Source organism: Corynebacterium sp. MSK006, from assembly GCF_030232385.1.
Lineage (GTDB): Bacteria > Actinomycetota > Actinomycetes > Mycobacteriales > Mycobacteriaceae > Corynebacterium > Corynebacterium frankenforstense_A.
In genome coordinates, this window is sequence record NZ_JASPJZ010000023.1 from 13,153 (window position 1) to 34,648 (window position 21,496).

The 21,496-nt window shown below is 70.8% G+C and carries 19 protein-coding genes and 1 pseudogene; 14 read left to right on the forward strand and 6 right to left on the reverse strand.

Features of this window, described 5'->3' with window-relative positions:
* The first annotated feature begins 172 nt into the window (after window positions 1-172).
* The gene (nrdI, locus tag QQA02_RS10855) at window positions 173-604 is read left to right on the forward strand and encodes a class Ib ribonucleoside-diphosphate reductase assembly flavoprotein NrdI (protein ID WP_284864299.1); all 432 of its coding nucleotides are present in this window, start codon (window positions 173-175) and stop codon (window positions 602-604) included.
* 147 nt (window positions 605-751) lie between these two features.
* Window positions 752-2,911: a class 1b ribonucleoside-diphosphate reductase subunit alpha gene (nrdE, locus tag QQA02_RS10860; RefSeq protein ID WP_284775910.1), complete on the forward strand. Its 2,160-nt coding sequence runs from the start codon at window positions 752-754 to the stop codon at window positions 2,909-2,911.
* 334 nt (window positions 2,912-3,245) lie between these two features.
* Here the strand turns inward: nrdE and QQA02_RS10865 are convergent, their stop codons facing one another.
* On the reverse strand, window positions 3,246-3,953 hold the full coding sequence (locus tag QQA02_RS10865) for a FadR/GntR family transcriptional regulator (protein ID WP_284775909.1): 708 nt from the start codon (window positions 3,951-3,953) through the stop codon (window positions 3,246-3,248).
* 181 nt (window positions 3,954-4,134) lie between these two features.
* Between QQA02_RS10865 and nrdF the strand changes: the two genes are divergently transcribed.
* From nrdF to QQA02_RS10885, 4 genes are all read left to right on the forward strand, one after another.
* Entirely contained in the window at window positions 4,135-5,151 is a 1,017-nt protein-coding gene (gene nrdF, locus QQA02_RS10870) for a class 1b ribonucleoside-diphosphate reductase subunit beta (protein ID WP_284775908.1), read from the forward strand.
* Between the two features lie 761 nt (window positions 5,152-5,912).
* On the forward strand, window positions 5,913-7,607 hold the full coding sequence (ctaD, locus tag QQA02_RS10875) for an aa3-type cytochrome oxidase subunit I (protein ID WP_284864300.1): 1,695 nt from the start codon (window positions 5,913-5,915) through the stop codon (window positions 7,605-7,607).
* 195 nt (window positions 7,608-7,802) lie between these two features.
* Window positions 7,803-9,077, forward strand: a complete 1,275-nt coding sequence (gene serB / locus QQA02_RS10880; protein WP_284775904.1) for a phosphoserine phosphatase SerB — start codon at window positions 7,803-7,805, stop codon at window positions 9,075-9,077.
* The gene (locus tag QQA02_RS10885; RefSeq protein ID WP_423777802.1) at window positions 9,074-9,829 is read left to right on the forward strand and encodes a peptidyl-tRNA hydrolase; all 756 of its coding nucleotides are present in this window, start codon (window positions 9,074-9,076) and stop codon (window positions 9,827-9,829) included. The genes serB and QQA02_RS10885 overlap by 4 nt, the downstream gene beginning before the upstream one ends.
* Window positions 9,830-9,990: 161 nt before the next feature.
* Here QQA02_RS10885 and QQA02_RS10890 read toward each other — a convergent pair whose 3' ends face one another.
* From QQA02_RS10890 to QQA02_RS10900, 3 genes are all read right to left on the reverse strand, one after another.
* Window positions 9,991-11,973: an ATP-dependent DNA helicase gene (locus QQA02_RS10890; protein ID WP_284864301.1), complete on the reverse strand. Its 1,983-nt coding sequence runs from the start codon at window positions 11,971-11,973 to the stop codon at window positions 9,991-9,993.
* Between the two features lie 22 nt (window positions 11,974-11,995).
* Window positions 11,996-13,345, reverse strand: a complete 1,350-nt coding sequence (locus QQA02_RS10895; protein ID WP_284775901.1) for a nicotinate phosphoribosyltransferase — start codon at window positions 13,343-13,345, stop codon at window positions 11,996-11,998.
* A 72-nt stretch (window positions 13,346-13,417) separates the two neighbouring features.
* Complete coding sequence (locus QQA02_RS10900) at window positions 13,418-14,107, reverse strand: hypothetical protein (protein WP_284864302.1); 690 nt, start codon at window positions 14,105-14,107, stop codon at window positions 13,418-13,420.
* Window positions 14,108-14,241: 134 nt separating this feature from the next.
* On the opposite strand from QQA02_RS10900, the gene clpS reads away from it, so the two are divergent.
* Genes clpS through QQA02_RS10920 form a run of 4 tightly spaced genes read left to right on the forward strand, consistent with a single transcriptional unit; the run spans window position 14,242 to window position 16,847 of the window.
* Window positions 14,242-14,541, forward strand: coding sequence for an ATP-dependent Clp protease adapter ClpS (gene clpS / locus QQA02_RS10905; protein ID WP_075664460.1), 300 nt, complete (start codon window positions 14,242-14,244; stop codon window positions 14,539-14,541).
* Window positions 14,542-14,567: 26 nt separating this feature from the next.
* Window positions 14,568-15,143, forward strand: a complete 576-nt coding sequence (locus QQA02_RS10910) for a DUF2017 domain-containing protein (protein WP_284864303.1) — start codon at window positions 14,568-14,570, stop codon at window positions 15,141-15,143.
* A 1-nt stretch (window position 15,144) separates the two neighbouring features.
* The gene (locus QQA02_RS10915) at window positions 15,145-16,137 is read left to right on the forward strand and encodes a P1 family peptidase (protein WP_284864304.1); all 993 of its coding nucleotides are present in this window, start codon (window positions 15,145-15,147) and stop codon (window positions 16,135-16,137) included.
* Window positions 16,134-16,847 (forward strand): rhomboid family intramembrane serine protease, encoded by a 714-nt coding sequence (locus QQA02_RS10920; RefSeq protein ID WP_284864305.1) that lies wholly within the window; start codon window positions 16,134-16,136, stop codon window positions 16,845-16,847. The genes QQA02_RS10915 and QQA02_RS10920 overlap by 4 nt, the downstream gene beginning before the upstream one ends.
* A 10-nt stretch (window positions 16,848-16,857) precedes the next feature.
* On the opposite strand, the gene QQA02_RS10925 is transcribed toward QQA02_RS10920, so the two are convergent.
* A complete protein-coding gene (locus QQA02_RS10925; protein WP_284775893.1) occupies window positions 16,858-17,835 on the reverse strand; it encodes an aldo/keto reductase in 978 nt (325 codons plus the stop codon).
* A 132-nt stretch (window positions 17,836-17,967) separates the two neighbouring features.
* Between QQA02_RS10925 and murI the strand changes: the two genes are divergently transcribed.
* From murI to QQA02_RS10945, 4 genes are read left to right on the forward strand one after another with little or no spacing between them, the layout of a single operon-like run.
* Window positions 17,968-18,783, forward strand: coding sequence for a glutamate racemase (gene murI, locus QQA02_RS10930; RefSeq protein WP_284864306.1), 816 nt, complete (start codon window positions 17,968-17,970; stop codon window positions 18,781-18,783).
* A 55-nt stretch (window positions 18,784-18,838) separates the two neighbouring features.
* The gene (locus QQA02_RS10935; RefSeq protein ID WP_284775890.1) at window positions 18,839-19,609 is read left to right on the forward strand and encodes an MBL fold metallo-hydrolase; all 771 of its coding nucleotides are present in this window, start codon (window positions 18,839-18,841) and stop codon (window positions 19,607-19,609) included.
* A gap of 27 nt (window positions 19,610-19,636) precedes the next feature.
* Window positions 19,637-20,377 carry a ribonuclease PH gene (gene rph / locus QQA02_RS10940; RefSeq protein ID WP_284775889.1) on the forward strand — a complete coding sequence of 247 codons (741 nt, stop codon included), beginning with the start codon at window positions 19,637-19,639 and terminating at the stop codon, window positions 20,375-20,377.
* A 4-nt stretch (window positions 20,378-20,381) separates the two neighbouring features.
* Window positions 20,382-21,005: a non-canonical purine NTP pyrophosphatase gene (locus QQA02_RS10945; RefSeq protein ID WP_284864307.1), complete on the forward strand. Its 624-nt coding sequence runs from the start codon at window positions 20,382-20,384 to the stop codon at window positions 21,003-21,005.
* A gap of 222 nt (window positions 21,006-21,227) precedes the next feature.
* Here the strand turns inward: QQA02_RS10945 and QQA02_RS10950 are convergent.
* Window positions 21,228-21,496: pseudogene (locus QQA02_RS10950) on the reverse strand (HNH endonuclease signature motif containing protein); the annotation flags it as partial.

Genomic DNA, 21,496 nt, shown 5'->3' on the forward strand with positions numbered 1-21,496 from the left:
TCCACCGGAGCCCACGCACCCACGGTGCGGCCGCGCGCCAGGGGCGAGTAACGCGACGTCGTCGAGCACGACGCGCCACAACTGGATGAATCGCAGAAACCCACGAAACCCCCGTGCGGGTCGCCGCCAGGCGCACCCGTAGGGGGTTTTCCCGGAAAGGACGTGAGCGGCCGTGCTGGTCGTCTACTTCTCCTCGGCAACCGAGAACACCCGCCGGTTCGTCGACCGCCTCGGGCTGCCGGCCAAGCGCATCCCGCTGCACCGCACCGACCCGCCGCTGCACGTCGACGAGCCCTACGTCCTGATCTGCCCCACCTACGGCGGCGGCGCCTCCATCACCGGCAAGAACTCCCGCCCCGTGCCCAAGCAGGTCATCCGCTTCCTCAACGACGAGCACAACCGCTCGTTCATCCGCGCCGTCATCGCCTCGGGAAACTCGAACTTCGGCACCGACTTCGGACTCGCCGGAGACGTCATCTCCGCTAAGTGCAAGGTGCCCTACGTCTACCGCTTCGAGCTCTTGGGCACCGCCGAGGACGTCGAGCGCGTCCGCGAGGGGCTGACCGAATACGCCGGCGAACTCGGCCTCGAACCCGCCGCCTGACCGGCGGCCCCGAGCGCCGCGCCGGGCGGCACGGGTACAACGGACACAGGACCGTCCCCGCAGACCCGCCGGAATTAGACTGCACCGCAGCACCGCAACAGCACCGCACCGCACAAGAAGAACCGTTAGCGAAAGGCCAGATCAACCGTGAGCCAGGACCTGGGTAAGACCGTCGCCGAGCCCGCCCGCCGCGAGGAGCAGCTCGACTACCACGCCCTCAACGCACTGCTGAACCTCTACGACGAGGACGGGCGCATCCAGTTCGAGAAGGACCGCGAGGCGGCCAACCAGTTCTTCCTCCAGCACGTCAACCAGAACACCGTCTTCTTCCACGACCTGCGCGAGAAGCTCGACTACCTGGTGGACAACAAGTACTACGATCCGGAGGTGCTGGCGAAGTACTCCTTCGAGTTCATCAAGAGCCTCTTCCAGCGCGCCTACGCCTTCAAGTTCCGCTTCCAGACCTTCCTGGGCGCGTACAAGTACTACACCTCCTACACGCTGAAGACCTTCGACGGGCGCCGCTACCTCGAGCGCTTCGAGGACCGCGTCTCCATGGTCGCCCTCGCGCTCGCCGACGGCGACGAGAAGCTCGCCGAGGGGCTGGTCGACGAGATCATGTCCGGCCGCTTCCAGCCGGCCACCCCGACCTTCCTCAACGAGGGCAAGGCCCAGCGCGGCGAGCCCGTCAGCTGCTTCCTGCTGCGCATCGAGGACAACATGGAGTCCATCGGGCGCGCCATCAACTCCGCGCTGCAGCTGTCCAAGCGCGGCGGCGGCGTCGCGCTGCTGCTGAGCAACCTGCGCGAGGCCGGCGCCCCGATCAAGCACATCGAGAACCAGTCCTCCGGTGTGATCCCCGTGATGAAGCTGCTCGAGGACTCCTTCTCCTACGCCAACCAGCTCGGCGCGCGCCAGGGCGCCGGCGCGGTCTACCTGTCCGCGCACCACCCGGACATCCTGAAGTTCCTCGACACCAAGCGCGAGAACGCCGACGAGAAGATCCGCATCAAGACCCTCTCGCTCGGCGTGGTCATCCCGGACATCACCTTCGAGCTGGCCAAGCGCAACGAGGACATGTACCTGTTCAGCCCGTACGACGTCGAGCGCATCTACGGCAAGCCCTTCGGCGACATCTCGATCACCGAGCACTACGCGGAGATGGTCGAGGATCCGCGCATCCGCAAGACCAAGATCAACGCCCGCCACTTCTTCCAGACGGTCGCGGAGATCCAGTTCGAGTCCGGCTACCCCTACATCGTCTTCGAGGACACGGTCAACGCGGCCAACCCGATCGAGGGCCGGATCAACATGTCCAACCTGTGCTCCGAGATCCTGCAGGTCAACACGCCCAGCGAGTTCAACGACGACCTGACCTACTCGCACATCGGCCAGGACATCTCCTGCAACCTCGGCTCGCTGAACATCGCCAAGACGATGGACTCGCCCGACTTCGCCAAGACCATCGAGACCGCCGTGCGCGGACTGACCGCCGTCTCCGAGCAGACCTCCATCGACTCGGTACCCTCGATCCGCGAGGGCAACAAGGCCGCCCACGCCATCGGCCTGGGCCAGATGAACCTGCACGGCTACCTCGGCCGCGAGCACATCCACTACGGCTCGGAGGAGGGCCTGGACTTCACCAACGCCTACTTCGCCGCGGTGCTCCACGCTGCGCTGCGGGCCTCCAACAAGCTGGCGCAGGAGCGCGGCGAGACCTTCGAGAACTTCGAGAACTCCGACTACGCCGACGGCTCTTACTTCGACCGCTTCGACCCGGCCGAGTTCGCGCCGCGCACCGAGCGCGTCCGCGAGCTCTTCGCCGCTTCCACCATCCACACCCCGTCCGCCGAGGACTGGGCGCAGCTGAAGGCCGACGTCATGGAGCACGGCCTGTTCAACCGCAACCTGCAGGCCATACCGCCGACGGGCTCGATCTCCTACATCAACAACTCGACCTCCTCGATCCACCCGATCGCCTCCAAGATCGAGATCCGCAAGGAGGGCAAGATCGGCCGCGTCTACTACCCGGCGCCGCACATGGACAACGACAACCTGGAGTACTTCCAGGACGCCTACGAGATCGGCTACGAGAAGATCGTCGACACCTACGCCGAGGCGACCAAGTACGTCGACCAGGGCCTGTCGCTGACGCTCTTCTTCAAGGACACGGTGACCACCCGTGACCTCAACAAGGCGCAGATCTACGCCTGGCGCAAGGGCATCAAGACCCTCTACTACATCCGCCTGCGCCAGATGGCGCTCGCCGGCACCGAGGTCGAGGGCTGCGTGAGCTGCATGCTCTAGGTTTCGGCCGGGTGCTCGCCCGAAATTGCCGACGCCCGCGCCACGCCCGCGTCGTGCTTCCCTTCCGGGAGGTGCGGTGCGGGCGTTTTGGCGTGCATGGAGGCGGGGGAGTGGGGCTGCGGGTCGCGCAGACGGCCAGCGCGTGAGCCGGCGCAGCGGGCCCGTTGCCCGCCGCGCTGAGGTCCACGAGCGATGTCGTCTGCGGGGGTGGGGTCGGCGAAACGGGTGGCCTTGCCCGGCGCAGCGCGGGGGTGCCGTTGCTCGCCCCGGCGACGCACGCGGCGTCGGCAAGCGAACGGGCGCCTCTGCTCGCCCCGGGGCGCCGAACCGGGAACTAGTACGCCTGGGCGTCGACCTCGACGAGCAGCGCGCGGCTGAGCTCGGCGGCGTGGGCGGCGTCGCCGTCGGCGATGGCGCGGGCCAGGTCGAGGTGGTGGTGGACCGACTTGTCGGACAGGCGGGCCGGCTGCAGGCCGAACTCGGTGCGCCCGCGCATCACGGAGACGACGGACTCGGTCAGGGCGACGATCATCTCGTTGCCGGAGGCCTCGAGAATCAGGGAGTGGAAGGCGACGTCGACCTCGAGGAAGTCGTCGGTGTCGGCGCGGCCGGCGGCGCCGATCGTGCCCAGGCGGTCGGCCATCTCGAGCAGCTCGGCACGCTGGGCCTCGGTGGCGTGGCGCGCGGCCTCGCGGGCGGCGACCGGCTCGATCGCGGTACGCAAAAGTGCCAGGGAGCGCAGCTGGTCCTCGCGGGTCTGCTGGGAGTTCAGCCGCCAGCGGATCACCGCCTGGTCGAGCACGGACCACTGGGCCATCGGCTGCACGGTCAGCCCCACCCGGCGGGAGGAGGCGACGAGCCCCAGCTGCTCGAGGGCGCGCATCACCTCGCGGGCGACGGTGCGCGAGATGCCGAAGCGCTCGCTGAGGTCGCCGAGGGTGAACACGGAGCCGACGGGCATCTCCCCGGAGCAGATCTCCCCGCCGAGAACGTCGAGCACGTACTCCAGCAGCGGCCCCGTCCCCGGGTTCGTGCGCGCCATGAGTCCTGCCTTTCGCGGTCCTTGGGTTTCACTTCAACTGTAGTTCATGTGGCGTGACCTGCGGCCACGGCCCCCGCAACGCGTCGGGGCGGGGCCGGGTAGATTGGGTGGGCAAGCCGCGCGCGCCGTCTGAGGCAGGACGCGCGCTACGGAGACCAGGAGTTTTCAAAGGAGTGCACCGATGGCTGAGACCCCGGAACACGTTGAACCGCGCGAGGACTACGACGGCTACATCGCCGACCACGGCGACGTGGTCAAGGCGATCAACTGGAACGAGATCCCCGACGAGAAGGACCTCGAGGTCTGGGACCGCCTGACCGGCAACTTCTGGCTGCCGGAGAAGGTCCCGGTCTCCAACGACATCAAGTCCTGGTCCACGCTCAACGACCTGGAGCAGCAGACGACCATGCGTGTGTTCACCGGCCTGACGCTGTTGGACACGATCCAGGGCACCGTCGGCGCGGTATCGCTGCTGCCGGACGCGACGACGCTGCACGAGGAGGCGGTGTACACCAACATCGCGTTCATGGAGAGCGTGCACGCCAAGAGCTACTCCAACATCTTCATGACCCTGGCGAACACGCCGATGATCAACGACGCCTTCCGCTGGTCCGAGGAGAACGAGAACCTGCAGCGCAAGGCCAAGATCGTGCTGTCCTACTACGAGGGCGACGACCCGCTGCGCAAGAAGGTCGCCTCCACGCTGCTGGAGTCCTTCCTCTTCTACTCGGGCTTCTACCTGCCGATGTACTGGTCCAGCCACGCGAAGCTGACCAACACGGCGGACATCATCCGCCTGATCATCCGCGACGAGGCCGTGCACGGCTACTACATCGGCTACAAGTTCCAGCGTGGCCAGGAGAAGATCACGCAGGCCGAGCGCGATGACCTGAAGGAGTACACCTTCGACCTGCTCTACGACCTCTACGACAACGAGCTGCAGTACACCGAGGACCTCTACGACGAGCTCGGCTGGACCGAGGACGTCAAGCGCTTCCTGCGCTACAACGCCAACAAGGCGCTGATGAACCTCGGTTACGAGGGGCTCTTCCCGGCCGACGAGACCCGCGTCTCCCCGGCGATCCTCTCCGCGCTGTCGCCGAACGCCGACGAGAACCACGACTTCTTCTCCGGCTCCGGTTCCTCCTATGTGATCGGCAAGGCCGAGGAGACCACCGACGACGACTGGGACTTCTAGCCCCCGTCGCCGGCCCGCGCGGCGTGTGCCGCGCTCAATTGCCGACGTCCCGTCCGTCCCCGCCGGCGGTTCCGTCGCCGTAGCGGGGCGTGCTCTGAAGGCCCGGGCTCCACGCCCGGGCATTTTTCATGCTCTCCTATATCTATTGCATCTCTCGGCGCGCCACCCGCGCCGTCCGCGCCACCCGCGCCGCCGGGCCTGCGCGCCTCCCGCACCGGGCGGAACCGGCGACCGCCCGCGCCACCCGCGCCACCCGCGCCGTCCGCGCCACGCGCCGACGTGGGCGTCGGCAAGCAATCGCGCCGTGACTGCCGGGGCGGACGTTATGCTCGTGACTGCCGGGGCGCTCCGGCGGCCGGCGGCGCCTTGCCGGAGTGGGGGAGCGTCCGGACGACACGCCGCCTACACCTTTTGGATAAGCCACCCAGGGGGTAACCGAATTGCCGCATTTCGGGGGCGGCGGCGATCCGCCTCCGGAGCGGGCCGGGCGCGGCACGCGGGGGACGTCGGGCCGGGCCGCCGCCGGGAGGCCGCCGAGGCGGCCCGTGACGCTGGGACAACGCTGAAGTCTCTGATTGAATCCTGCGCGCGGGGCTCCCGGATGCCCCGGAACCTGCGCCGACACCCTTCACGGAGGTCCCTCCGCAGCGGGCCCGGAGGCCTCGTCGTGTCTGGCATCGACCCCGGGAACTGGCTTAGGATTATGCGTGTAACACTTGCGGCGACCCCGATCCGGGGTCGCTTATAGTCAGGAGGAATTTATGACTGCTGTGGCACCACGGCGCGAAACGTATGTCGCGCCGGCGCGCCCGGAGCCCACGGGCAACGCCCGCAAGGGCTCCAAGTTCTGGATGCTGCTGACGACCACCGACCACAAGCAGCTCGGCATCATGTACATCATCATGTCGATGATCTGGTTCTTCGTCGGTGGCCTGATGGCGCTGATCATCCGTGCGGAGCTGTTCAGCCCCGGCCTGCAGTTCCTGTCCAACGAGCAGTTCAACCAGCTGTTCACCATGCACGGCACGGTGATGCTGCTGGCGTTCGGAACCCCGATCGTCTGGGGCTTCGCCAACTACGTGCTGCCGCTGCAGATCGGCGCGCCGGACGTGGCCTTCCCGCGTCTGAACTCGTTCGGTTTCTGGGTCACCCAGCTCGGCGTCGTCGCCATGCTGCTCGGCTTCATCACCCCCGGTGGTGCCGCCGACTTCGGCTGGACGATGTACTCGCCGCTGTCCGACTCCATCCACACCCCGGGTGTGGGCGCTGACTTCTGGATCGTCGGCGTCGGTGCCACCGGTATCGGTACCGTCGCCTCGGCGATCAACATGCTGACCACCATCCTGTGCCTGCGTGCCCCCGGCATGACCATGTTCCGCATGCCGGTCTTCACCTGGAACATTCTGGTGGCCTCCGTCATCGCGCTGCTGATCTTCCCGCTGCTGCTGGCCGCGGCCCTCGGCATCCTCTACGACCGCAAGCTCGGCGGCCACATCTACGACCCGGGCAACGGTGGCTCCATCCTGTGGCAGCACCTGTTCTGGTTCTTCGGCCACCCGGAGGTCTACGTTCTCGCGCTGCCGTTCTTCGGCATCATCTCCGAGGTCATCCCGGTCTTCAGCCGTAAGCCGATGTTCGGCTACGTCGGCCTGGTCTTCGCCACCCTGTCCATCGGCGCCCTGTCGATGGCCGTGTGGGCGCACCACATGTTCGTCACCGGCGCGATCCTGCTGCCGTTCTTCTCGTTCATGACCTTCCTGATCTCCGTGCCGACCGGCGTGAAGTTCTTCAACTGGACCGGCACCATGTGGAAGGGCCACATCACCTGGGAGACCCCGATGATCTTCGCCGTGGGCTTCATGGCGACCTTCCTCTTCGGTGGTCTGACCGGCATCATGCTGGCCTCCCCGCCGCTGGACTTCCACCTGGCGGACTCCTACTTCCTGATCGCGCACTTCCACTACACGCTGTTCGGCACGCTGGTGTTCGCCTCCTTCTCCGGCATCTACTTCTGGTTCCCGAAGATGACGGGCCGCATGCTGGACGAGCGTCTGGGCAAGATCCACTTCTGGCTGACCTTCGTCGGCTTCCAGGGCACCTTCATGGTCCAGCACTGGCTGGGCAACATGGGCATGCCGCGTCGTTACGCGGACTACCTGGACTCCGACGGCTTCACCGCTCTGAACCAGGTCTCCACGATCTTCTCCTTCCTGCTGGGGCTGTCGGTCCTGCCGTTCATCTGGAACGTCTTCAAGTCCTGGCGCTACGGCGAGGTCGTCACCGTCGATGACCCGTGGGGCTACGGCAACTCCCTCGAGTGGGCCACCTCCTGCCCGCCGCCGCGCCACAACTTCACCTCGATGCCGCGCATCCGCTCGGAGCGCCCGGCCTTCGAGCTGCACTACCCGCACATGGTTGAGCGCATGCGCCGCGAGGCCCACACCGGGAGCCACTGACGGCCACCCCGTAGCGACCATGGAGCGCACATCTCCTGACTGAAAGCTCGGACCTCCCCCTCCCGCCCGCACCGCGGGCGACGGGGCGGGGTCCGAACTTTTTGCGTTCCGGGCCGGCCCACGCGACCCCGGGCTCGCCCAACCTCCAGACAACCCCCTCGTTCCAGCCGCCAAGGACAAGGAAGCTTCACCACCGTGACCGACAACCACGACAACCCCACCGAGTACCGCGTCGAGCTCCAGGACGGGCTGACCCCCGCGGTCATCACGGTCTCCGGGCCGGACCGCCCAGGCGTCTCCGCCGCGTTCTTCCGCGTGCTCTCCGCCCACGAGGTCCAGCTACTCGACGTCGAGCAGTCCGAGTTCCGCGGCCGCCTCCAGCTGGCCGCCTTCGTCGGCGTCGCCCCCGAGCGCACCGACGTGCTCCGCGACGGCCTGGAGACGACCCTGCGTGCCCACGACCAGCACGTCACGGTCGAGCTGCCGGACCAGCCGGCGGTGGGCCGCCCGCGTTCCACCCACGTCGTCGTGATCCTGGGCAACCCGGTCACGGCCCGCGACGTCTCCGCGGTCGGCCAGACCCTGGCGGACTACGGCGCGAACATCGACCGCATCCGCGGCGTGGCCGACTACCCGGTCACCGGCCTGGAGCTGCGCATCACGATCGCCAGCCCGGAGCCGGGCGGCGGCGCGGCGCTGCGCAAGGCTCTTGCCGAGCGCACCGCGGAACTCGGCGTCGACATCGCCATCGAGCGCGCCGGCCTGCTGCGCCGTTCCAAGCGCCTGGTCTGCTTCGACTGCGACTCCACCCTGATCACCGGCGAGGTCATCGAGATGCTGGCCGCCCACGCCGGCAAGGAGTCCGAGGTCGCCGAGGTCACCGCCCGTGCCATGCGCGGCGAGCTCGACTTCGAGGAGTCGTTGCGCGAGCGCGTCGCCACGCTCAAGGGCCTGGACGTTTCCGTGCTCGACGAGACAGCCGCCGCCATCGAGTTGACCCCGGGCGCACGCACGACGATCCGGACCCTGAAGAAGATGGGCTACTCCGTGGCGGTCGTCTCGGGCGGCTTCACCCGCGTGCTCGAGGGCCTGGCCGAGGAGCTCGAGCTCGACTACGTGCGCGCCAACACCCTGGAGATCGAGGACGGCAAGCTGACCGGCCGCGTGCTCGGCGACGTCGTCGACCGCGCCGCGAAGGCGAACTTCCTGCGCTCCTTCGCCGAGGCCGAGGGCCTGCAGATGCACCAGACCGTCGCGGTCGGCGACGGCGCCAACGACATCGACATGCTCTCCGCCGCCGGCCTGGGCATCGCCTTCAACGCCAAGCCGGCTCTGCGCGAGGTCGCCGACACCTCCGTCAACCACCCTTTCCTCGACGAGGTCCTCTACATCCTGGGCGTGCCGCGTGAGGAGGTCGACTCCTCCGACCTGGAGGAGGGCACCTTCCGCAAGGTGGCGCTGGAGCGTTGACACCCCCGCTTGACGACGTCGCGCTGGTGCGCGTCGCGCACCAGTTCCTGCAGGCGTCGGTGAGCGCCGACCCTGCCGACCGGGACGAGGACCCGTCGCGCCCGGAGACGGTCCAGGCGATGCAGATCGCCCTGGAGATCCCGAAGCAGGACCCGCCGGCGCGCACGGACCTGCTGGAGGCGGCCGCGCGTGCGGCGGTGGCGGTCTGCCTGGACCCGCGCGCGGGGCAGGACGGGCCGTGGCGCGAGAGGCTGGCGGCCTGGTACGGCCACCGCATCCGCAAGGTGGCCCGCCGGGCGCGCAACAAGGCGTGGCGCGACGTGCAGGCGCTGCCCGGGGTGACGGTGACGCAGAACGGCGCGTCGGCGCGTGCGTTCGTGCCGTCGGCCGTCTCCGAGGTGCCGCACGCCGTGTCGAAGCTGCAGATCCGCGGCACGGACCTCGAGGCCGATGAGCCGGGCGAGGTCCCGGAGGACGCCGCGCTCATCCTCGTCGACGAGGCGCTGGCGATGAGCACGGGCAAGGACGCCGCCCAGGTCGGCCACGCCTCGATGCTGCTGGCCGCGGCGATGGACACCGACGCTGCCGTGGCGTGGGCGGCGGCGGGCTTCCCGCTGGCGGTGCGCGAGGTGCCGGCCGCCGAGTTCGCCCGTGCGGCGGCGCGTGCCGGGGCCGTCGTGGTCCGCGACGCCGGCTTCACCGAGGTCGCCCCGGGCTCGGCCACCGCGGTGGCCCTCCCACCGCGCCGCTGATCCGAAGCACCCGCGGTCGGCGGGACGCTCCGTAGGGCAGCTCCGGCGCGCTGTGAAGGGGCGCAGGGGAGGGCGGCTGGAGTGACGCCGCCGCGTCGTGCGGGAGTCCACGCCAGAGCTCGGTGTGGAGGTTTCGGCCTTTGGCCCCGGTGGGGGAGCGCCTACTTCTCGGCGCCGGTGACGAGGCGCTTGAGCGCCCCGCGGGCGACCTGCCCGTCGGTGGTCTCCCAGTAGCGGGGGATCGAGGCGCGCAGGAAGGACCCATAGCGCTTGGTCACCAGGCGCGGGTCGAGCACCGAGACCACCCCGCGGTCGGTCACCGAGCGCAGCAGCCGGCCGGTGCCCTGGGCGAGCAGCAGCGCCGCGTGGGTCGCGGCGACCTCCATGAACCCGTTGCGCCCGGCGGCGTCCGCGGCCTCCTTGCGCGCCTGCAGCAGGGGGTCGTCGGGGCGGGGGAAGGGGATGCGGTCGATGATGACCTGCGAGCACGACGGCCCCGGCACGTCCACGCCCTGCCACAGCGTCAGGGTGCCGAACAGGCACGTGTGCTCGTCGGCGGCGAAGCGGTCGACGAGCGCGCCGGTGGCGTCGTCACCCTGCAGCAGCACGTCGAAGGGCAGCCGCGGGCGCAGCGCCTCGGCGGCCTGCCGGGCGGCCCGCTTCGAGGAGAACAGCCCGAGCGTGCGGCCGCCGGCGGCGAGGATGAGGTCGTGGATCTCGTCGAGAACGGGCTCCTCCAGCCCCGCCCGCCCAGGCAGCGGCAGGCTCTTGGCCACGTAGAGGATCGCCGAGCGCCGCGGGTCGAACGGCGTGCCCACGTCCAGGCTGTCCCAGGCGCCCTTGGCCAGCCCCCAGGTCGCGGCCATCGCGTCGAAGCGCCCGCCCAGCGCCAGCGTCGCCGAGGTCAGCACCACCGTGTTCTCCGCGAACAGGCGACCGGCCAGCAGCTCGGCCACCGACAGCGGCGCCACGGTCAACGCCGCCCCGCGGCGCTCGTCGACGGCCAGCCAGACCACGTCGTCCTGCTCGGTGGGGTCCTCGACCTCGAAGACGGTCAGGATCCGCACCAGCGCGTCGTGCAGCTCCATCAGGTGGTTCGACAGGTTCATCCGCTCGGCGTGGTGCTCGGGGTCGTCGCTCGCCTCGCCCTGTGGCGCGTCGGCGACGTGGCCGCGCAGCTCCCACACGGCGTCGCGCAGCCCCACCAGCAGCGTGCGGGTGTGGTCGTCGACGCTGGTCCAGCGCCCGTCGCCGAGCGTGACGGCGTGGTCGGCCCACGCCTCGGCGGCCTCGACCAGCTCGGTGTCGCCGCGCGCCTTCAGCTTGCCGGCGCGTGTGGCCGCCTGCTTGAGCGCGGTGCCCGTGATCTGCTCGGTGGCCACCGACGTGATCCGCCCGTCGAGCTCGTGGGCCTCGTCGACGATCACGACGTCGTGCTCGGGCAGCACCGCCGCGTCCGAGAGCGCGTCGATGGCCAGCAGCGCGTGGTTGGTCACCACCACGTCGACGTCGGCCGTGCGGGCACGCGCCAGCTCCGCGAAGCAGCCCTCCCCGTGCGGGCAGCGGTTGCTCCCCAGGCACTCCCGCGAACTGACCGACACGGTGCGCCACACCTTGTCCGGCACGCCCGGCTCGAGGTCGTCGCGGTCGCCGGACTCGGTCTCCTGCGCCCAGTCGCGCACCCGCGTGACCTGCCGGCCCAGCCACCCGACGTCGGCCTCGTCCAGCAGAGCCTCGTCCTCGGGGGCGTCGGCAGCGGCGATCTTGTTCAGGCACAGGTAGTTGCCCCGGCCCTTCTGGATCGCGAACGTCGGCCGGTGCGGCAGCATCCCCTCGAGCGCGTCGGCCAGCCGCGGCAGGTCCCGGCCCACCAGCTGGCGCTGCAGCGCGATGGTGGCCGTGGAGACGACGACGGTGGTGCCGGTGGCCTGGGCGTGCCGGATCGCCGGCACCAGGTACGCCAGCGACTTGCCGGTGCCGGTGCCGGCCTGCACGGCGAGGTGGCGCTCGGCGTCGATGGCACCGGTGACCGCCTCCGCCATGCGCGCCTGGCCGGCGCGGCGGGAACCGCCCAGGGCGACCACCGCGGCGTCGAGAAGCGAGGCGGTGGAGGGCAGCTCGGTTACGTCAGCGTCGTCGGACATGGACCCCGAGTCTAGCGGTGGATCACTCCCGCGCCGTCTCCGGGAAGCCGACGAAGCGCACCGTGACGGCCGGCTCGTCGCGCGAGAGCGCCAGGCCCTCCCACGGCAGGGTCACCAGCTGGTCGGCGAGGTAGTCGCGCGACTCCTGCAGCGTCGGCTGGCCGGGCACGATCTCGCCGTCGCGCATCAGCGGCACGGTCAGCTCGCGGGCGTCGGCGTCGCCGACCTCCGGGTCCTCGGCGTCGAAGGGCACCACGATCTCCTCGATGGCGGTGCCGGTGGAGCGGTAGGTGCGCAGCGCGCGCTTGGTGCCGCCGGTCATGGCCTTGCCGCGGGAGCGCTTGGCCACCGGGTGGCCGTCGACCTCCACGAGCTTGTAGACCATGCCCATCGTCGGCGAGCCGGAGCCGGTGACCACGGAGGTGCCCACGCCGAAGGAGTCGACGGGGTCGCCGCGCAGGCCGGCGATGGAGAACTCGTCGAGGTCCGAGGAGACGACGACCTTCGTGTTGTAGGCGCCGAGCTCGTCGAGCTGCCGGCGCACCCGCCGCGTCATCGAGCCCAGATCGCCGGAGTCGATGCGCACGCCGCCCAGCCCGGTGCCGGCGACCTCGATGGCGGTGCGCACACCCTGCGCGACGTCGTAGGTGTCCACGAGCAGCACCGTGTCCACGCCCAGCGAGTCGATCTGCGAGCGGAAGGCGCCGGCCTCGTCGGGGCGGCCGTCCTCGTCGACGTGCAGCAGCGTCCAGGCGTGGGCGGAGGTGCCCGCGGCGGGGATGCCGTAGCGGTGCGCGGCCTCGAGGTTCGACGTGGAGTCGAAGCCGGCGAGGTAGGCGGCGCGCGAGGCGGTCACGGCGGCGTACTCGTGGGTGCGGCGCGAGCCCATCTCCATGATGGGGCGGCCGTCGGCGGCGGTGACCATGCGCGCGGCGGCGGTCGCCACGGCGGAGTCGGCGTTGAGGATCGACAGCACGACGGTCTCGAGCAGCACGCACTCGGCGAAGGTGCCGCGCACGGTCAGGATCGGCGAGTACGGGAAGTACAGCTCGCCCTCGCGGAAGCCGTCGATCTGGCCGCTGAAGCGGAAGTTGCGCAGGAAGTCGACGGTCTCGTCGCTGAGGAAGTCGAGCGTGGCCAGCTGCTCCTCGGTGAAGTAGAAGTCGCGCACGGCCTCGAGCACCCTGGGGATGCCGGCGACCACGCCGTAGCGGCGCTCATTGGGCAGTTTGCGGGCGAAGACCTCGAAGGTCGCCTGGCGGTGTGCGGTCCCGTCCCCGAGGGCGGCCTCCAGCATCGTCAGCTCATACATGTCGGTGAGCAGCGAGGTGGAGCGGTTGGTCGGGAGGGAGGAGTTGTTCGGCTCAGCCATGACCCCACCCTAGTACCCGTGACCTCGCCCAGGAACCTGTCAACCCTTTTTGCGCCGGAACGCGCCGGCCGGTCAGTCGGCGGTATGCACCTCGTAGAAGTCGTCGGTGCGGGTGATCTGGCCCTCGGAGTCGACCCAGAGGCGGTCGCCGTCGATGTAGATGGTGGTCGCGCGCGTGGTCATCTCGAAGTGGTCGTCGCCGGAGTGCCGCGTGACCTCGGTGCGCCAGGGGCCCTGCCCGAAGTTGTCCAGGTAGTACAGCCCGGAGCCGCCGTCGCAGATGAGCACCTGCCCGGCCGGCGCCTGCGCGGCGTAGACCCACCGGTCGCCGCCCCGGCAGCTCATGCCGCCGTCGAAGCCGGTGCGGGACATGCCCTCCGGCGTGCCCGTCGCCCGTGTGCTGGTGCTCGGGCTCTTGCTTGACGACGCCGCGGTGCTCGGCGCCCCGTGCGTCGTGGTGCCGACGGTGCTCAGTTCCGCCTGCCCGGCGGCGGAGGTGTCGGTGTCGTCGCTCTTCCAGGGGCGCAGCAGAGCGAGGGCGGCGCCGAGGCCGATCAGGGCGAGCACGGCGACGGCGATGAGCACGGCGACGCCGGCGCGGCGGCCGCGCGAGGGGCCCTCCTCGGGCTGCGGCGGCTGCGGCGGCTGCTGGTACCCGCCGGGGTACCCGCCCTGCCCGGGGAAGACCTGCTGCGGCCGCTGCGGCTGCTGCGGGCCGCCGCCCCAGGCGTCGGGGTACCGGCCGCCGTTGTTCTGGGGCATCGTCTTCTCCTCCTGGCTCGGGGCGGGGTTGCAGGCCTGATGCTACCCGGCCCGCGTGACGCTGCCCCGGGCCGCCGGGCATGACTAGGCTGTGGGACATGGAACGGCCGTCGATGCGATACCGGGAGACACTGATGGGTTCACCCATGGCCACCCCCGAGGTGGACGAGGAGATCGAGGTCGACGTCGCCACCTCGGAGAACCTGCCCTGGATGTGCATCGTCTGGGACGACCCGGTCAACCTGATGAGCTACGTGACCTACGTGTTCCAGACGGTGCTGGGCTACGGACGCAAGCGCGCCACGGAACTGATGATGCAGGTGCACACCGAGGGCCGGGCCGTCGTCTCCTCCGGGGAGCGCGACAAGGTCGAGGGCGACGTGAAGAAGCTCCAGGTCGCCGGCCTGTGGGCGACGATGCAGCAGGCCGGCTGAGGCGCGAGGAAGGCAGAGCAGCAGACATGCAGGACTGGCGCAGGAAGAAGGGGCTCATGCGCGCCCCGCGCTACCACACGGTCTTCGACCCGATGGAACGTGAGGTGCTGGGCAACCTGACCTCCACGCTCGGCGAGGCGCTGATGGAGCGCGTGCGCTCGGCGCCGAAGGACGAGCTGGCGGAGATGACGGGGATGCCGTCGGGTCACCGCGAGCCGCCGCAGGACCCGGGCCTGGCCCGGCTGCTGCCGAACTTCGCCCGCGAGGGCGACGAGGAGTTCGACGGCGACAACCAGCTGCTGCGCTCGCTGCACGAGAACGACATCACGCGTGCGAAGCTGGAGAACCTGCAGGCGGTCACGGCGGCGCTGGGTCCGGACGGCGGGGTGGACGTCACCCTCGACGAGGCCGAGGTGCGCGCCTGGATCGCCGCGCTCAACGACATCCGCCTCTACGTCGCCGCGGGCAACGGGTTGGCCGGCTCGGGGCTGGAGGGAACGGAGGTCGTGCCCGGTGAGGCGGCCACGGTCGAGGCGGAGCGCCTCGTCGAGTGGCTGGCCTACAACCAGGAGTCCCTCCTGACGGCCGTGACGGGGGAGTGAGATGACCGGTTCGATTGTCGACGTCCCGGGTCTCGCCGTCGGGCATGCAAGTCTCGGTGACACCGGGGTCACCGTGGTGCGGGTGACCGACCCTGCCGGCGCCGTCGCCTCCGTCGACGTGCGCGGCGGCGGGCCCGGCACCCGTGAGACCGATCTGCTGGCGCCGGAGAACACCGTCGAGCGCGTCCACGCGGTCGTGCTCAGCGGCGGTTCGGCCTTCGGGCTGGCCGCGGCGGACGGGGTGATGCGCGCCCTGGCGGAGCAGCAGGTCGGCTTCGCACCGTTGGGGGAGGGGCACCCCGCGCGGGTGCCGATCGTTCCCGCGGCCGTGATCTTCGATCTGGCGGTCGGCTCGGCCGACCACTTCCCGTCCCCGGCGGACGGGCGGGCCGCGCTGGCCGACAGCGTGGACAACCACTCCGACGCCCGCGGCAGCGTGGGCGCCGGCTGCGGGGCGAGCGCCGGGCGGCTGCGCGGCGGTTTCGGCCAGGCGGCCGTGACCGTCGGGGAGCACACGGTGGCCGCCGCGGTGGTGGCCAACCCGGTCGGCGAGGTCGTCGACCCGATGACGGGCCGGTTCTGGGCGGACGAGGACCGCGCGCCGGTGGACCCGGCCCGCATGGCGCTGCTGCACGCGCCGGACGGTTCGCTGAACACGACGATCGGCGTGGTCGCAACGGACGCGCCGCTGACCAAGGCGCAGGCGCGCCGGGTGGCCATGGTCGCCCACGACGGCATCGCCCGGGCGGTGCGCCCGGCGCACTCGCCGCTGGACGGCGACACCCTCTTCGCCCTCTCCACCGCCCCTGTCGCAGCCGCAGGAACCGGTGTGCAGCACTCGTCTGAGCATGCAGCCGGCACCTCTGATCCGGTGGCGCTGGCGCGCATCGGCGAGGCCGGGGCGGAGGCGGTGGCGGCCGCGATCGTCGACGCCGTCGCCAACGCGGCGCCCGGCGACGAGCTGCCGGTCACCGCCTACGAGGAGCTGCTGTGAGGCGGGCGCCGGCGAACCTGCGCACGGGTCTGGCCTGCGCCGTCGGATACCTCGTGGTCCTCTGGGCGGTGCACCTGGTCAACGTGTTCCTCTTCGGCGGCAACCTGGTCGCGCTGGGCATCCACCCGCTCGACCCGTCGAGCCTGTGGCACATCGCCACGGCCCCGGTGCTGCACGCGGACTTCTCGCACCTGACGTCGAACTCCGTGCCCGGGGCGATCTTCGCCTTCCTCGTCGGGCTGTCGGGCAGGCGGGCCTTCTGGGAGGTCACGGCCTTCGTCGTGGTCGTCGGCGGGGCCGGCACCTGGTTCTTCGGCGGGGTGGGCACCAACCACATCGGCGCCTCGATGCTGGTCTACGGATGGCTGATCTACCTGCTCATCCGCGGCATCTTCAACCGCTCGCTGGGCCAGATCGCGCTCGGGGTGGTGCTGTTCATCTCGTACTCGGGCCTCTTGTGGGGCGTGCTGCCCGGCACCCCGGGGATGTCCTGGCAGGCGCACCTCTTCGGCGCGATCGGTGGCGTGCTCGCCGGGATGATCATTACCTCCGACGACCCGCCGAAGAACAAGGCCCCGCGCGCCTCGTCCGGCCGCGGCCTCGGACGCGGGTACGGCGGCGGTTCCGGCACCGGTCAGCAGGGCTTCGGGCCCGCCGGCAACTTCGGCACGGGCCAGCAGGGTGACCCCGGCTGGTCCAGCCGGTTCTGAACGCGGCGGGTCAGGCGTAGGGGTCGCTGACCGCGTCCAGCGAGGTGACCTCCGCCGGGCTGAGCTGCAGGCCGGCCACCGCCACCAGGGCGTCGAGCTGACCGGTCCCGGACACCGAGGCGATCGGCGCCGTCGCGCCCTTCGCCCGCAGCCAGGCCAGCGCCACGGTGGGCACCTCGACATCGTGCATCGCGGCGACCTGCTCCAGGCGCGCGACCACGCGCAGCGCCTCCGGGGTCACCGTGCCCTCGGTGAACCGCGAGCGCGCCGTGCCCGCCACGTCCGCCGCGCTGCGGTACTTGCCCGTCAGCACGCCGGAGGCCAGCGCGAAGTAGGGGAAGACCCCGGGGCGGTACTGCTCGACGACCGGGCGCAGCTGCGTCTCGTACTCCGCGCGGTGCAGCAGGTTGTAGTGCGGCTGCACCGCCACCGGGAACGCCGGGGTGCCCCGGGAGACCCGGAAGAACTCCCGCATCCGGTCCGCCGGGTAGTTCGACAGGCCCACGTGGCGGATCTTGCCCGCCTCGACGAGCCCGGCCATCGCCTCCACCTGGTCCTCGACGGGCACCTGCGGGTCGTCGGCGTGCAGGTAGTACAGCGGGATCGTCTCCAGGCCCAGCCGGCGCAGCGAGTCCTCGCAGCCGGCGGTCACCGCCGCGGCCGTGACCGTGTCATTCGGCGGCAGCTTGCCCACCTTCGTGGCCACCACGACCTCGTCGGCGCAGCCGCGCTCGGCGAGCCAGGCGCCGATGACCTGCTCGCTCTCGCCGCCCGAGAGGCCCTCGCCCCACCGGGAGTAGACGTCGGCGGTGTCGACGAAGTTGCCGCCCGCCTCGCGGTAGGCGTCCAGGATCTCGAAGCTCGTGGCCTTGTCGGCGGTCCAGCCGAAGGTGTTGCCGCCCAGGTTCAGGGGGAAGACCTCCAGGTCGGAGGCACCCACCTGCACGCGGGCCGGGTCAGGGGCGGAGGTGCGGTTCGACGCGTTCACACCCCCGATCGTAACGGCGCGGCCGCCCGGGCGCCGGGGCGTTCGCGCGCCCCCACGCAACCGCGCAACAAACGCACCGGCGGCGACGGGCGCGACGTCGGCAATTGAACACCCGCGATAGGATCGGGGGACGTGAAGGACACCAGCGCACCCATCGGCATCTTCGACTCCGGCCTCGGCGGGCTGACCGTGGCGCGCACAATCGTCGACCAGCTGCCCAACGAATCCGTGGCCTACATCGGCGACACCGCGCACGCCCCCTACGGCCCGCGCCCCATCGCCGAGGTACGCCGGCTCGCCGCCGACATCGCCGACGAACTCGTCGGCCGCGGCTGCAAGGCGCTCGTCATCGCCTGCAACACCGCCTCCTCGGCGTTCCTGCACGACGCCCGCGAACGCTACGACGTCCCCGTCATCGAGGTCATCCGGCCCGCCGTGCGGCGTGCCGTGGCCACCACGCGCAACGGCAAGATCGGCGTGATCGGCACCCGCGGCACCATCACCTCCGGCGCCTACCAGGACCTCTTCTCCGTCACCCCCGGCATCGAGGTCACCGCCGCCGCCTGCCCCGCCTTCGTCGACTTCGTCGAACGCGGCGTGACCTCCGGGCGCCAGATCCTCGGGGTGGCCGAGGGCTACCTCGCGCCGCTGCAGGCCGCCGGAGTCGACACGCTCGTCCTCGGCTGCACGCACTACCCGCTGCTCTCCGGCGTCATCCAGCTCGCCGTCGGCGACAACGTCACGCTCGTCTCGTCCGCCGAGGAGGCCGCCAAGGACACCCTGCGCGCCCTCGCCGAACACGACCTCTTCCGCGACCCCGAGGTCGACGGGCCGCCCACGCGCACCTTCGAGTCCACCGGCGACCCCCGCACCTTCGCCGCGCTCGCGCACCGCTTCCTCGGCCCCGAGCTGGCGCAGGTCCGCGAGACCGACATCGCCTGGAGCTGATCCCGGCGGGGCGAGGCGTTCGAAATATTTTGCCGGGCGTGGCACTGTTGAGTGCATGAGGTTGACCATCCTAGGAAGCTCGGGCAGTCTGGCCGCTCCCGACAACCCCGCCTCCGGCTACCTCCTCGAGGTCGACAACGCCCCGGGGGTGGTCCTCGACCTGGGCCCCGGCACCCTGGCCCGGCTGCAGCGGTTCATCGACCCGGCCAGCGTGCACGTGCTGTTCTCGCACCTGCACGCCGACCACTGCCTCGACTTCCCCTCGCTGATGGTCTGGCGCCGCTTCCACCCGGACGCGCCGGCGGTCGCGCGCAGCCTGCTCTACGCGCCGAAGCCCGCGCCCGTCTTCTTCGGGCGGCTGTCCTCCGACGACCAGCCTGACGGCGTCGACGACCTCTCGGACACCTTCGCGTTCACGCCGTGGCGCGCCCACCAGCCCGAGATCGTCGACCGTGTGACCGTCACGCCCTACCCGATGGTCCACCCCGTCGAGGCCTACGCGTTGCGCGTCGAGGAGCACACCACGGGCGCGACCTTGGCCTACTCCGGCGACACCGCCTACAACGACCAGCTCGTCGAGGCCGCCCGCGACGTCGACCTGTTCCTGTGCGAGGCCAACTGGGGCACCGACTCCGGCGACGACGTGCCCGGCATGCACATGAACGGCGCCGAGGCCGGACGTGCCGCGCGCCTGGCCGGGGCGAAGCACCTGGTGATCATCCACGTGCCGCCGTGGGTGGACAAGCAGGCCACCGTGGCGGCGGCGGCCGAGGAGTTCGGCGGGCCCGTCGAGTTCGGCGACCCCGGCACCGTCTACACCGTCTGAGCCGCCCCGGCGCGGTAGCCTGGGCGCATGAGTTTCACGCAGAGCTACCGCCGCGCCGACGGGCGCGCCCAGGACGAGATGCGCCCGGTGCGCATCACCCGCAACTTCACCTCGAACCCGGCCGGCAGCGTGCTCGTCGAGTTCGGCGAGACGCGCGTGATGTGCACCGCGTCGGTGGAGGAGCGCGTGCCGCGCTTCAAGAAGGACTCCGGCGAGGGCTGGCTGACCGCCGAGTACGCGATGCTGCCGGCCGCCAGCAACGAGCGCATGCCGCGCGAGTCCGTCAAGGGCAAGCTCAAGGGCCGCACCCAGGAGATCTCGCGCCTGATCGGCCGTTCCCTGCGCGCCGCGGTGGACCTGTCCGAGCTCGGCGAGAACACCATCCAGATCGACTGCGACGTGCTGCAGGCCGACGGCGGCACCCGCACCGCGTCGATCACGGGCGCCTACGTGGCGCTGGCCGACGCGATCAAGGAGCTCAAGGGCCGCGGCGTGGTACCGGGCAACCCGCTCAAGGAGCCGGTCGTGGCCGTGTCCGTGGGCCTGATCGAGGGCCACGTCTGCCTGGACCTGCCCTACGAGGAGGACTCCCGCGCCGAGGTCGACATGAACGTGGTGATGAACTCCGAGGGCCAGTTCGTCGAGATCCAGGGCACCGGCGAGAACGGCACCTTCACCCGCGAGCAGCTGGGGCTGTTCCTCACCGTCGCGGAGAAGGGCTGCCGTGAGCTGGTCGAGGCGCAGCGCGCGGCGCTGGCCGAGGACTGAGCGCATGCGTCTGCTGGTCGCCTCGAACAACCCCAAGAAGCTCGCGGAGCTGCGCCGGATTCTCGACGCCGCGGGGCTCGACCATGTCGAGCTCGTCCCGCTCGCCGATGCGCCGGCCTACCCGGAGCCGGTGGAGACGGGCCGCACGTTCGCGGACAACGCGCTGATCAAGGCGCGCGCGGGCGCGGCGGCGACGGGCCTGGTCACCGTGGCCGACGACTCGGGCCTGGCCGTCGAGGCGCTCAACGGCATGCCGGGTGTGCTCTCGGCGCGCTGGTCGGGCGGGCACGGTGACGACGCGGCGAACAACTCGCTGCTGCTGGCGCAGATGGGCGACGTCCCGGACGAGCGCCGTGGCTGCGCCTTCGTCTCCGTGTGCGCGCTGGTGACCCCCGACGGCGAGGAGACGCTGTCCGAGGGCCGCTGGGAGGGCCGGCTGCTGCGTGAGCCGGTCGGGGAGAACGGGTTCGGCTACGACCCGCTCTTCGTGCCCGCGGAGGAGGACGCCGTCGGGGCTGCGGCGCCGCGTTCCTCGGCGCAGCTGAGTGCGGAGGAGAAGGACGCGCTGTCGCACCGCGGCAAGGCGTTGGCCGGGTTGGTCGACGCCATCGCGCGCCTGGCGCGCTGAGCCGCCTTCAATTTCCGACGCCCCGCCACCTGGGCTGCGGGGCGTCCTTGCGCGTTGCGTCGGGGCACGTCGGTGCGGCCGGTCTGCGGTTTCGCGCATGCCGAATCGCCCGGCCAGTGGGCCGGGTTGTGTGATTCGGCGACGTGCCGGCAGCAGCGAGGATCTCCCACGCACTACCGCGCGTCCGCGGGGCTTCCGGCCAGCCCAGGTGAGCCGGGCCGCTTAAGCGGCCCGGGTGGTGCGGCCGGCGGCGTGCTCGGCCACCATCCGACGCGCCAGAGTCGGCGTGGCATCCCGCTGCTTCCTTCCACCGGGCAACACCCGGAAGACATCCAACCTGTCACGCTCGACCCGCCCGTGACGGACCGGCCCGTCAGGGTCGTCGTCGTTGGCGGCGTTGTGGTACCTGCACAGCGGCGTCAAATTGTTGATGTTGGTCAACCCGCCACGCACCCAGGCGGTGTCGTGGTCGGCCTGGCAGAACTCCGCCG

What these genes read in the sequence shown, in the direction of transcription:
- ctaD (WP_284864300.1), top strand. Translation starts at nt 5,913, where the DNA reads ATGACTGCTGTGGCACCACGGCGCGAAACGTATGTCGCGCCGGCGCGC.
- rph (WP_284775889.1), top strand. Translation starts at nt 19,637, where the DNA reads ATGAGTTTCACGCAGAGCTACCGCCGCGCCGACGGGCGCGCCCAGGAC.
- QQA02_RS10945 (WP_284864307.1), top strand. Translation starts at nt 20,382, where the DNA reads ATGCGTCTGCTGGTCGCCTCGAACAACCCCAAGAAGCTCGCGGAGCTG.
- QQA02_RS10865 (WP_284775909.1), bottom strand. Translation starts at nt 3,953, where the DNA reads ATGGCGCGCACGAACCCGGGGACGGGGCCGCTGCTGGAGTACGTGCTC.
- QQA02_RS10915 (WP_284864304.1), top strand. Translation starts at nt 15,145, where the DNA reads ATGACCGGTTCGATTGTCGACGTCCCGGGTCTCGCCGTCGGGCATGCA.
- QQA02_RS10895 (WP_284775901.1), bottom strand. Translation starts at nt 13,345, where the DNA reads ATGGCTGAGCCGAACAACTCCTCCCTCCCGACCAACCGCTCCACCTCG.
- QQA02_RS10935 (WP_284775890.1), top strand. Translation starts at nt 18,839, where the DNA reads ATGAGGTTGACCATCCTAGGAAGCTCGGGCAGTCTGGCCGCTCCCGAC.
- QQA02_RS10910 (WP_284864303.1), top strand. Translation starts at nt 14,568, where the DNA reads ATGCAGGACTGGCGCAGGAAGAAGGGGCTCATGCGCGCCCCGCGCTAC.
- nrdF (WP_284775908.1), top strand. Translation starts at nt 4,135, where the DNA reads ATGGCTGAGACCCCGGAACACGTTGAACCGCGCGAGGACTACGACGGC.
- QQA02_RS10900 (WP_284864302.1), bottom strand. Translation starts at nt 14,107, where the DNA reads ATGCCCCAGAACAACGGCGGCCGGTACCCCGACGCCTGGGGCGGCGGC.
- QQA02_RS10890 (WP_284864301.1), bottom strand. Translation starts at nt 11,973, where the DNA reads ATGTCCGACGACGCTGACGTAACCGAGCTGCCCTCCACCGCCTCGCTT.
- clpS (WP_075664460.1), top strand. Translation starts at nt 14,242, where the DNA reads ATGGGTTCACCCATGGCCACCCCCGAGGTGGACGAGGAGATCGAGGTC.